Raw genomic sequence first — 12,632 nt, 5'->3', positions numbered from 1 at the left:
AATGAAAAGAACCCTTCTCGCCACCGCTTTGCTGGCAGCCAGTTTCCCCTCAATGGGTAATGCCGTCGAGTTGCTTCACTGGTGGACGTCGAACGGCGAACGTGAGGCATTAGCAGAGCTGGAATCTGCACTCGAACAACAAGGTTTCGCGTTAAAAAGTTCGCCCGTTCATGGCGGTGGTGGTGATACTGCGATGACCGTTTTACAAGCCAGAGCCATTGCTGGAAACCCGCCGGAAATGGCGCTGATTGAAGGGCCGGGTATTCAGTCGTGGGCAACGTTAGGGTTTGTTTCTGACTTACACTCTGTCGCCACCGAGCAAAAGTGGGATGAAAGACTCCCTGATATTGCCACCAGCATCAACACCTACAAAAATCACTTTGTTGCCGCCCCAGTCAACATTCACCGCGTTAACTGGCTATGGGTAAACAAGGCTGTTTTTGACGAAAATAAGCTCACTCCACCAACGGATTGGGATGAGTTTTTCACCGTAGCTGACGCGCTGAAAGGTCAGGGAATCCCCGCCCTTTCTATTGGCAATGAGCCTTGGCAACTGGCGATTTTGTTTGAAGTGCTCGCACTGGGTCTTTATGGCAGTGATTACTATCGTGAACTCCTGATTGAGTTTGATGATGCCTTGGTAACGAACCAAAAAACCGTTGAGCTATTTAAGACATTCCGTCGCCTCAAGCCTTATATGACCGATCCATCGATACCTGTTTCATGGGACGCCGCGACTTTAAATATGGCAGAGGGAAAAGCCGCCATGCAGCTTCAGGGAGACTGGGTGAAGGGCGAGCTCAGTTATATGAATCTCACACCCAGTCGAGATTATGACTGCCTGCCCGTGCCGGGAACCGCCAATACCTTTATCTACAATGTCGATAGTTTTGTGTTATTCCGGCTAAGAACAGAAGCGTCTGAAAACATGGCGAATCAACTGGCAAACACCTTGGTTTCCTCTGATTTTCAGTCCCGCTTTAACCAGAAGAAAGGCTCAATTCCCATTCTCAAAGATGTCGACATGACGCCATTTGATCTCTGCGCCAAAGCGTCCAAACAGGCATTTATTCATGCCGAAGCAAACAACACCCTACTCCCCAGCATGTCCGATTCCATGGCCGTCGCCCCACAGCTTCAGGAAGCCATGCTTGAGCTGATTAACCACTACTTCAATGACGATACCTTTACCGAAGAAGAAGCCATTAGCCAGTTAATGAAAATTGCTGCCAGTGTGCATTTCAATCGCTAACGTTAATCGCTAACCATAAGAAATTTCGATAAAGCTCTACAGCCTTTACTGCGTTTGTTATAAATAGAATATACCCAAGATATCTCATGCAGTAAGGACAAAGAATGAGTGCAGGACAAAGGGAAATGACATTACGTTTTCTGGCAGAGCCCGGAGACGTTAACTTTGGCGGAAAGGTACACGGTGGTGCCGTGATGAAATGGATTGACCTTGCAGCCTATGCAAATGCAGCAGCATGGAGTGGCAAATATTGCATTACGGCGTACGCTGGCGGTATTCGCTTCGTGCAACCGATTCACGTTGGCAACCTTGTCGAAGTCAGTGCCAAAGTCATCTACACGGGCACATCTTCTATGCATATTGCGATTGATGTGCAAGCCAGTGACCCGAAAGAGATGAAAAATCGTCTAACTACCCACTGTATCGTCATTATGGTGGCTGTGGACGAAAACGGTAAGCCTACACCTATTCCGAAATGGGTGCCGGAAACTGACGAAGACAAAGAGCTTGAGCAATCTGCCATTCGCCTGATGAACATGCGTAAGCAAATCGGCGAAGAGATGGAAGCCCATGTGAAACTTCTTAAGTAGCGAGAGAGTAATGCTCAAGATTGTTCAATTATATTGTTGAAGTTAAGAGTATTAAAATATTCTGAAATAAGAGGCCCCCCAGCCTCTTATTTTATATATATCAACCAACTAAATGACAAATTGAAAGAGTAATCAATAGATTTACATATATATTCAAACACACCATATCAACAACTAATTCGAACGATTCACACGAAATACCCAGAAAAATGGTAAAAATTCCCACTTTTTATCTCTTCCAACAGCATTTCATTCATATTCCATACTTTCTTATTTTCTAATGACTAATTATTTTAGAATCCTCTTAGTAACAACATCAAATTTACAAACGGAAAAGTAAGCAAATCATCTGATTTTTATAGAATTATTTATTTTCTTTAGCGAAAACTAAAAAACACCGCGTATTTTCCACCGCATTCCCCCTTTAAACAGTCCGGCAATTAATTCGACAGAAAATGTCTCATTTCTGAAACCTTTCAGTATAGAAACTCATCCGCTGATACGTCAGATTCCGCTGGCAAGAAAGCGCTTACATCGCGATCGATTTTTCTCAATCAGACAAACGGAGCATCAAATGGCCAACATCATTAATGGAACAGAAAATGATGACCACATCATCGGCACAAATGGCGTCGATTTTATCTATGGCAACGGCGGAAACGACTACATCGAAGGCTGGGATGGCACAGACTTTATCTATGGCGGTGATGGTGATGACACTGTTATTGGCGGTAAAGGCACAGATGAAGTGCATGGTGACGCGGGGAACGACTGGGTACGTGGTGGTCTGTCGAACGACAATCTTTACGGTGATTCGGGCGATGACCGAGTTGAGGGCTTTGATGGTGACGATAACCTGTATGGCGGAACCGGTGCTGATGATCTTTATGGCGGTCAAGGCCAAGATAACCTTTATGGTGGTGATGGCGACGACAAAGCTCGAGGTAACGAAGGAGATGACTTTGTTAGTGGCGGCTTGGGTAACGACATTCTCTTCGGTAATGAGGGCAACGATGAGATCAATGGCGATGAAGGCAATGACGTACTGTGGGGTAATGAAGGTGAAGACTTTATCCGTGGTGGCGAAGGCCAAGATTCACTCTGGGGTGGTAGCGAAAACGACCAGCTTTATGGTGGCGCCGACAACGATCAGCTGAGAGGCGAAGACGGCGCTGACAAATTGGGCGGTGGCTTAGGCGATGACAAGCTTTACGGCGGCAGCGGTGGTGATGAACTTTACGGTGATGTCGGTAACGATGAACTTTATGGCGGCGGTGGCAACGACTATCTGGTCGGTGGTGACGGCGACGACATCATGCACGGCGAAGGCAATGATGACCGCATGCTAGGTGGTGCAGGAAACGACACCATGTACGGTGGCAACATGTTGGATTATATGCACGGTGGTACGGGCAATGACACCCTGTATGGCGGTAACAACAATGATGAACTCCGCGGCTCCGAAGGTCATGACACCCTGTATGGTGAAGCCGGTGAAGACTACCTGAACGGTGGAGAAGGCAATGACTATCTGGACGGTGGTTATCATGCTGACATTCTCGAAGGTCACATGGGTAACGACATCCTTAAGGGCGGCGCAAACTCCGACAAACTTTATGGTGGCGGCGAAGACGACCAACTGTTTGGTGAAAATGGCGACGACTTCCTAGTAGGTGGGAACGGTGATGACTATTTGGTGGGTGGTTTCGGCGCGGATACCTTCTTCTTCGAATATCGTGATCACAATGACACCATCGCTGATTTCAGCAAAGGTCAAGGCGACAAAATACAAATCGACAGTTCTCTGCTGACGAAATTCAACCAAATTAGTATTACCCAAGTTGGTGCAGATACCGTGCTTGATTTGGGCAACCACACGACAGTGACATTGGAAGACTTCAATGCCAACAAAGTGACCAGCGATATGTTTGATTTCGTTTAATTCACTATTTGGATGCTGGGGTTCAACACTTCCCCAGCATTCTTAATGGTTCATGGAGGAACCAATGAAAAGCTTCGTAAAGTCTGCCTTAGCACTGTTACTGATTTTGAATGCAAACCCCATCCTTGCAGAGTCTAAAGAACGTATCACCGGTTTCGTACTACGTGGCGATGTAGATGGCTCAGTCAACAACTTTACCTCTGATCGAAATGGCTACGACGACCCTTATCAACTCGTTTCTGTTGAAACAAGTGATGGGCAAATAGAGCAAAAGCCTATCGGCGAATATATTGATGGACTCGTTGTTCAGGTTGAATGGCGTCACCTTCAGAAAGAAGAAGCGGGGCCAATCACCGAGAATAATGTCATTGATCAGGCGATTGCACGCGTCAATGAGTGGAACAATGACCCTGAGACAACTAACACCCTAGGCATTAAATTACGCGTCTTTTCAGGTGTTTTTTCTCCTAAATGGCTCACTTACCATTGGCACAAAGGGAAATACAAGCTGAAGAATTGCGAGAAAGGACAGAACGCTACAGCAGAAGAAATGTGCGGCGTAAGAGCCTATTTCAAAAATAACAAACAAGGCATCATCCCTTCCCATTGGAAGCTATCTTTCAGAACACACTGGAGAGACCTGCAAGAGAAACTTGCCGATAAATACGACAATGTTCCTGTGATCAGAGAACTCGCTGTTTCTGGCTGCATGACACACCATGCGGAAACAATGTGGCGCAACAAAGGCGATTACAACCGACCAGACGGAAAACACAACGTGCAGGCCTTGCTAAATGGAGGTATGACCCTGGAAAGCGACAAATCATGCCTTCGCTGGCAAATAAAAGTTGCTGCGAAGAAATGGGACAACACCCCAATCGCCATGGCGTACAACATGTGGAATGACTACGAGGTTGTTAATGACGAATTGATTTGGACAACAAAGCCGCAGTTCACAAAAGAGTTAATGGATAAATGTATTGAAGAGGCAGACACAAACTGCATCCTCGGCAACAACTCGTTGGGATTGAATGATATTGGAGATGAGAACAACACTGATGATGTCACCTATTACCTGAAAGAACTTGGAGAAGCCGGGCATCATATCTACGTCCAAACCGAAACAGAGATAAATAAGCAATGGGTCGCACTCGATCATGCTGCCGACGTACTCAATGCGCAGATGGGAGAACTTCCCAAAATTAAAGCGATGAACAAAGAGAGTCCAACTTTTCTAACGGGCAGTAACATGCAAAATGCCCGAAATAATTTAAAGTTCTAACCAAAACTTTTTGCCGGGCTATCCGGCAATTTTTTTGGATATAGGGTCTTTTCACGGGGGTCTATTACCCCCTTTTCTTTTCCCTGTTCCAACCCCATTCAATGCTCACTATTCCTGTTGAACATCCATTCTCTATGCTCCTTTTTGCACTGATTTGTGAACAGCCACCATTCAATGCTCATCTGTCCAAACACTAATACAGACTTGCTAACGCGCTTTGTTTTGTAATCAGTTTTGATGGCCAAAAACAATTATCAGCCAAGATTCTAAAACTTCTCATTCCGTCTTGGACGTTAAATATTGCCGCCGACGGAAAGCATTCCACGGAGATAGGTATGTCTATTCAAGCACCAAGTCTTTCTAACGAAGGAACGTATTCACTCACGCTCAGTTCAGCCAACCTTGAACTCACCGATTTCGTTTATACAACCACTACCTATAACGAGATTACCGGTACAGAAAACGACGACGTCCTCTATGGTGTCGAAGGTAACAACCGTATTTACGGGCTCGGTGGAAGAGACACCCTTTATGGTCACGAGAGCACCGACGAGCTATATGGTGGCAGTCTTGACGATAAGCTCTATGGCTATGGCGGAAATGACTTCCTCTATGGCGATGGTGGCAAAGATACCTTATATGGTGGCCTTGGAGAGGATGAGTTATATGGCGGCATAGGTGACGACAAGCTTTATGGTGAGGAAGGCAACGACAAATTATACGGTGGCACCCTAAACGATACTCTCCATGGGGGCGAAGGTAATGATGAGCTTTTCGGCGAGCAAGACAACGACAAATTATACGGTGGTGCCGACCAGGATAAGCTCTATGGTGGCGATGGCAGAGACACCCTCTATGGTGATGAAGGTGATGACTCTCTGAGTGGGGATGCCGGTAACGATAGGCTTTATGGCGGTGACGGAAACGACATCCTGAATGGAGGTGCCGATCATGACACACTCTATGGGGGGCAAGGTAACGATTTACTTCATGGTAATCAGGGCTGGGATTCCCTCTACGGAGAGGCTGGAGACGACATTCTGATTGACGAAGATGGAGGCTCTCTCTCAGGTGGTGATGGGAACGATACTCTGACTGTTTATGGGAATGATAGATCTACGCTGGATGGAGATAACGATAATGACACCCTCAATGGCGGTGGCGGTAACGATACACTCAGTGGCGGCGGTGATCATGATGTCCTGAATGGCGGTGACGGCGACGATACCTTGTATGGCGGCGAATCGTTTAGGGCCGATTGGCGCCCCGCCAACGACGATGGTGATGACACTCTGAACGGCGGAACAGGTAACGATACCCTATACGGTGACTATCGAACCGTCTCACATAGTAGTGTCACCGGCAATGATACGCTTAATGGTGGAGATGGCGACGATATTCTTTATGGTGACTACGAGATTAATGGTATCAACAGCATTGGGGGCAACGATACACTTTCTGGTGGTGTAGGGAACGACTACCTAAATGGTGGTGACGGACAGGACCTTGCCATGGGTGGTACTGGTAACGATGTTATTTTTGAGTCTGAACTGGCGATTGGTGGCAGCGGAAATGACAGAGTTCATGGAGATTCAAGCTCATCCGATACTCTTATAGGGGGTGCGGGTGATGACTGGGTGGAAGGCTATGGAAATGATGTTGCAAGGGGTGGCAGTGGCAATGACGTATTAACGAGCCTTGGCAACAAAGACACGCTATTGGGGGGCGAGGGAAATGATGTCCTCCACGTTGTCGGCAGTCTAGGAAATGGAGCTGTCCTGTTCGCTGGGTCAGGGGATGATATCCTGTCCGGCAATGCCAATAATCAATGGTTTCATGGCGGTGCAGGCTCGGACACTTTCCATTTTGGCACTTCCTTGTATTTTGACCTCGCCAAAAGTGCAAATTCGATACCCTCCTATTTCACTGGGCATGACAAAATAGCCGACTTCGAAATTGGCATTGATACCATCGCCATCGATACAGCGATTGCCTCTGACTTTGATGATCTGGTTATCGAGCAAGTGGGCTCAAAAGCTGTGATTACTCTGTCTAATGGCTCCACCATTACCCTGAACAATACCAACGCTTCCTTGTTATCCGCCGACGATTTTTCGTTTACAAGCACATCGACCTTCAATGATTCCCTGAGTACTTGGGGAGCGCACATTGGAGAGTCTTGGCACTATGGCGGTAGCTTTCAATCAAACCAATGGGTTTTCGGTGATAAACGGCACGACGTCATCACCGCGACTCACTATGCGGATGGTGGAGCAGGAAATGACACGCTAATCAGTCACGGTAAAAAAGAGATTTTGGTGGGTGGTGAAGGTGCTGATACGTTCGATCTCCAGTTTGGGTCCAGTGGTATCACGACAATTAAGGACTTTGACGTTAACGAAGACCAATTGATATTTAAAGCGACTATCAGTTACTACGGTTTTGATTATTCAGAGAGACCTAGTCTGACTTTCTCACCATCAAGCTTGGCACCTACCGCCTACGAAAATGGCACGGTCCTCAAAGCTGACCTAGGCTTTGAAATCTATTTAGAAGGCGTTGATCCAGACTCAATAGCATTAGATGACATCACACTTCTCCTACGCGCTGCATCCGACGGTATTGGGAATACACTTATCGGTGGCAACCGTGATGACTATCTTAATGGCAACTCCGGCAGCGACACTCTCGAAGGCCGTGGCGGCAATGACACTCTGATTGGAGGCGGAGGTCATGACACACTCCTCGGCGGTGAAGGCAATGATGAGCTGTCTGGTGATGGTGGTAACGATAGCCTTGACGGTGGTCAAGGGAGCGACAGACTCCATGCTGGAGAGGGAGAGAACCAACTCTCCGGAGGCGAAGGCGCTGACACCTTTTTGATTGGTCATTTCAGTACTGAGTTGGCTGGCTTTAACAGCTATGATTGGAACTCTTTCAATAACTACCGATATGAAGACACCATCACCGACTTTGAAGCGGCCGTTGACTCCTTGAATATTACCCACTTGCTGGATGACAACACTATCCGGTTCCTCGCTAATGAAGACAACATATTCAGAGGAAGTGATTTGATTAAGCAAGTAGGCAATGATGTCGTAATTCAAGGCTCATCAACAGCCATCTCCACCCTTCAAAATGTTCAGCTCGATGACTTTTCAGATGAGCAGGTTTCCTTCACTTTAATTGGCAGAAACTCCGCCAACCATATCATCGGCGGCGCCAGTGATGATTATCTTTTTGGACGTGCGAGTAACGACATACTGGAAGGAGGAAACGGGAAAGACTGGATACAAGGAGACGAAGGTTACGATACCCTCACTGGTGGACAAGGTGCAGACACTTTTGTCTTAAGTGACGCTCGACAGACTTACAGCAGCAGCGTTGAAACAGATACCATCACTGATTTTGAAATTGGTATCGATAAGATCGCATTCAACAACATCCACTACGCCGAGATTAACTTTGATGATTTCATCATCACACAACAAGGCGATGACACCTTGGTTCAGATGATCCGTAAATTCGACTTCGGCGGAGAGACTGAATATGTTGATGACAACGTCAATGTGCTGCTGAAAAACATTAACGCTGAAGACATCAGCGCTGATGATTTTGATTTCTTCTATCTGTCTTGATGCTTCACATTATCGTTCTGAAAACAGCGCCAATAGGCGCTGTTTTTTCTACATCGACATGGGCTGTGAGCTATGAGCTATGGCTCAATCTGCCCTCGAATTTCACCACTTCCAACCGCAGGTGTATGCACATTCACGTAGTGCCCGCCTGACTGAAACATCGCTTTTTGTTCGTCGGTCAAGGTGGTATCTGCTGGCGTTTGCCACACGGAAGGGTCATCCACGCTTTGTTCCAAACCAACCACAACGCCGCCGCTGGTGCCAGCGATACCTTGGTGGATATGTGCCGCCACTGCATCCTCAACACCTTGGGTAACCACGCTTAAATCCAGGTTACCATTTACATCATTCAGCAAGGCATAACCATCACCGCTGGCGTCTGTCGCAACAGGCGGAACTTCCTGACCACCTGACAATGGGAAGGTGTAGATGGAATAGTCAGACGAGAAAATCTGCCCACGGATTTCGCCAGGCGGGTTCGCTGGCGTGTGGAAATTGGTGTAAAAGGCGCCTGAAAGCATGTCTTCAAACGTTTCTGCGCTTAATGACATGTCCTCAGGCGCCGTCCACACATTGGGATCCTCCGCGTTTTGATCCAACGCCACCAGCACGCCGCCATTGCTGCCAACGCGACCAGTATGGATATGGGCTGCGACTGCATCTTCAATGCCCTGCGAATTCACCCTTAGATTCAGCGTTTCTTCGACGCTGTTATAAGCCAGATAACCTTGTCCACCGGCATCAGTCGCGACCGACGGCACCTGTTGGCTGCCATCCGCTTTGAAGGAGAGAATAGTGATAGTCTTCGGCACAATTTGCGCGCGCACTTCGCCTGAAGGCACGGCTTCGGTGTGAACATTGATGTACCAATCGCCGTTCTTCAGCGCTTCCATTTCGGCATAGCTTAAGCCGTTCTCACGAACCACTAAATAGCGCTTTTCACCGTGTTTCCATTTGTGCTTTTTCGGCGCTTCAAAGGTGTATTCCACACCGCCAGTTTCCCCTATTCCACCGCTATGAATATGGGCAAACTTGAATCCTTCGATATCATCGATATACAGCCTAGCCCGAAGCTTTTTGCGTTTTTCATCAAGCTGGACACGCGCTTTTGTCGACAGCTCTGAATCATTGAGCGGCACTGCCTGGCTGCCACTCAAGGTTAAGTGATACGTTTGCGTCGCCTCAAATCCACACGCTGACAACAGAAACACTGCCATCAACACCACTAGCTTTTTCATCCTAAAATCCTCTTTTGTCCTAAATGATCAGGTTTCTTCTTTCACCTGTTTTCTGAAGACGAAGATCGGATTCGGGTAGATGCAGCGATTTGCACCATGACCCTCAAAGCATTAGTGAATAGTCAGGAGTGAAATGTAAAACGCGTTATCGAGACAAAGGTCTGTAAAGTTTATTGCAGAGGTGAGCGCTAAAATCAGGTATGGTCAGTCTCCACCACAACCGCCACTATCTCCGCTCGCATCACCACTGGAGCCCGCGCAGCCTGAGGAACAGCCGATGTGACTCGCACAGTAGGTATTTGAGTTACTCCTCTGACAGTCGAGTGAGTACTTAAAACCATCGTCAATATTTAGCCTTGAGTCTATGTCGAAAAGAAGCGGAAGTTTTGTCGGATTCGCCGGATTGATACCTTCACGATCGCAAGATAAACGCCATGCCCGTTTGATGCCATCTAACGCAACAGTAGGCGTTGCCATTGCCTCGGTGGGCGTATGGTGCAGAAACCTATCAAATGCTTTATCACAAAATACTTGGTATTCACGGGTGAATAAAATGAACTCATGCCAAGCCACATCTACGACCTGCGAAGGCATCGCGACCAAGCGTTTATTTCCCTCATGACAAAGAAAGAAATATTCTTTCAAACCATCGATAACCAGGGATAGATTTTCATCCGTCAGGTGGGGATAACGCTGGTGAACCTTTGTTTTGATCGCTTTGTTGAAACGGTATGTGCCAATGAATACCCGCTGTGCCTTTCGCTTTTGGTACCGCGAAACGTAGAAGAACACCACAACTAAAAAAACGCACCCTATGTACCAGATTTCCATATCACGCTCCAATCCCTTTTGTTGGCTACGCTAACGGAATATAACGGCGGATAAAATGGGCGAATTCTCAAAACTAAGTGAAAATCATCACTATCAGCGAGAATAATGAACGTGGAAGTGGATAGGTTGCAGCCTAAAGTTCAAGCCGACGACTTGAGAATCAAGCTCACAAGATATGAACGCAAACTCATATACATTCCCCCAAGTTCGTACACAAATGAAGCGTTAAAGGCACTGCCTATTAAAAAGATAGGAAGAAACAATCATATTTTGGGGAAAATGCTGGTATTTTATTGGCCTCACGACCTTGGGCACGTTTCTCCATTCGAGACTGATTAATCGCCCATCGCAGGGAAATCCAAATGGCGAAAGAAAACAACAATATTGTGATTTTTGGTGCTTCCGGTGATCTTGCTAAGCGCAAGCTGATCCCAGCACTCTATCACCTTTATGCAAATGGCATGATGCCAGAGAACTTTACGATTCTTGGCGTTAGCCGCACCGACTACTCCGACGACGCTTTCCGCGACAAACTCGCCGCGTTTTTAAGAGAAAATGAGAAGGTGGATGAAGCCGTTCTCGCGCGTTTTAGCCAACACCTTTACTACCTTCCTATCAATCCTGCTGAGTCCAGCGAATACAGCAAACTGGTTACCCGCCTGGACGAACTGAGCGATAAACATCACACCGGCAACAACAATCTCTACTATTTGGCGACGCCGCCAAGCCTTTATGGCGTCATTCCAGAGTGTCTGGCAGACCACAATCTGCACGACCAATCCAACGGCTGGAAACGCCTGATTGTTGAAAAGCCTTTCGGCTATGACACTGCATCTGCAGAAGAGCTGGACAAGAAACTCCACCGTAATTTTAACGAAAAGCAGCTGTACCACATCGACCACTATTTGGGTAAAGAGACGGTTCAGAACCTGCTGGTATTCCGCTTCTCAAACGGCATGTTTGAGCCGCTGTGGAACCGTAACTTCATTGATTATGTTGAAATCACTGGCGCTGAGTTCTTAGGTGTAGAAGGTCGTGGCGGTTACTACGACGGTTCAGGTGCGGTGCGCGACATGCTGCAAAACCACCTGCTACAGGTGCTGGGCATGGTTGCGATGGAACCACCCGCGGCTATCCGCTCTGACTCCATTCGTGATGAAGTCACCAAGGTTATGCAGAGCTTCCGTCCACTGAGTGACGACGATCTGAAGAACAATCTGGTACTGGGTCAGTACACGGGCTCCAACGTTCGCGGCGAAAAGCTGTTAGGCTACCGCGAAGAGCCGGGCGTGGCGGAAGACTCACGTACCGAGACTTACATCGGCTTGAAGATGTTTGTCGACACCTGGCGCTGGAACGGCGTGCCTTTCTATGTACGTACAGGAAAGCGCTTGCCGACACGTGTGACCGAAGTGGTTATTCACTTCAAGAAAACCCCTCACCCAGTGTTCGGTGCCAATGCTCCTGAAAATAAACTCATCATCCGTATTCAGCCGGATGAAGGCATTCTGATGAGCTTCGGCCTTAAAAAGCCAGGCGCTGGCTTCGAGGCTAAAGAAGTCTCAATGGAATTCCACTACCAGAACCTGCAAGAAGCACAGCTTCTGACCGCCTACGAGCGCTTACTGTTGGATGCCGTAAAAGGCGACTCGACGCTGTTTGCGCGCTCTGACGCAGTGAAAGCATGTTGGGAGTTTGTTGAACCCATTCTGCGCTACAAGGAAGATCCAGATGTGCTGTTCGGTTATGCCGCAGGCACCTGGGGCCCAGAAAAAGCGGATGCGCTGCTGAAACGCGATGGACGCGAGTGGCGCTACCCATGTAAAAACCTAACCAATACAGAATATTGCGAGCTGTGA

Annotated in this window: 8 protein-coding genes; 6 read left to right on the top strand and 2 right to left on the bottom strand. The window is 47.6% G+C overall.

What is annotated here, in order from left to right; all coding sequences use genetic code 11:
- Position 1: 1 nt before the first annotated feature.
- The 5 genes from RN22_RS10005 (at position 2) to RN22_RS09985 (ending at position 8,704) form a co-directional block, all read left to right on the top strand.
- On the top strand, positions 2-1,252 hold the full coding sequence (locus RN22_RS10005; protein WP_046304151.1) for an ABC transporter substrate-binding protein: 1,251 nt from the start codon (positions 2-4) through the stop codon (positions 1,250-1,252).
- A 104-nt stretch (positions 1,253-1,356) separates the two neighbouring features.
- Positions 1,357-1,842, top strand: a complete 486-nt coding sequence (locus RN22_RS10000; protein ID WP_002541650.1) for an acyl-CoA thioesterase — start codon at positions 1,357-1,359, stop codon at positions 1,840-1,842.
- A gap of 574 nt (positions 1,843-2,416) precedes the next feature.
- The gene (locus RN22_RS09995; protein ID WP_046304150.1) at positions 2,417-3,784 is read left to right on the top strand and encodes a calcium-binding protein; all 1,368 of its coding nucleotides are present in this window, start codon (positions 2,417-2,419) and stop codon (positions 3,782-3,784) included.
- Between the two features lie 64 nt (positions 3,785-3,848).
- Positions 3,849-5,066, top strand: coding sequence for a hypothetical protein (locus tag RN22_RS09990; protein WP_046304149.1), 1,218 nt, complete (start codon positions 3,849-3,851; stop codon positions 5,064-5,066).
- A gap of 335 nt (positions 5,067-5,401) precedes the next feature.
- Positions 5,402-8,704 carry a hypothetical protein gene (locus RN22_RS09985; protein WP_046304148.1) on the top strand — a complete coding sequence of 1,101 codons (3,303 nt, stop codon included), beginning with the start codon at positions 5,402-5,404 and terminating at the stop codon, positions 8,702-8,704.
- A 77-nt stretch (positions 8,705-8,781) separates the two neighbouring features.
- On the opposite strand, the gene RN22_RS09980 is transcribed toward RN22_RS09985, so the two are convergent.
- Both RN22_RS09980 and RN22_RS09975 read right to left on the bottom strand, forming a co-directional pair.
- Positions 8,782-9,942: a CHRD domain-containing protein gene (locus RN22_RS09980; RefSeq protein ID WP_046304147.1), complete on the bottom strand. Its 1,161-nt coding sequence runs from the start codon at positions 9,940-9,942 to the stop codon at positions 8,782-8,784.
- A gap of 204 nt (positions 9,943-10,146) precedes the next feature.
- Positions 10,147-10,773: a hypothetical protein gene (locus tag RN22_RS09975; protein WP_046304146.1), complete on the bottom strand. Its 627-nt coding sequence runs from the start codon at positions 10,771-10,773 to the stop codon at positions 10,147-10,149.
- A 362-nt stretch (positions 10,774-11,135) separates the two neighbouring features.
- Here RN22_RS09975 and zwf point away from each other — a divergent pair, with 362 nt between their 5' ends.
- Positions 11,136-12,632, top strand: coding sequence for a glucose-6-phosphate dehydrogenase (gene zwf, locus RN22_RS09965; RefSeq protein WP_002541639.1), 1,497 nt, complete (start codon positions 11,136-11,138; stop codon positions 12,630-12,632).

Source organism: Grimontia sp. AD028 (assembly GCF_000973155.1).
GTDB classification, from domain to species: Bacteria; Pseudomonadota; Gammaproteobacteria; order Enterobacterales; family Vibrionaceae; genus Enterovibrio; species Enterovibrio indicus.
The sequence above is the reverse complement of the archived record's forward strand: the minus strand, read 5'-3'. Positions and strand labels throughout refer to the sequence as shown.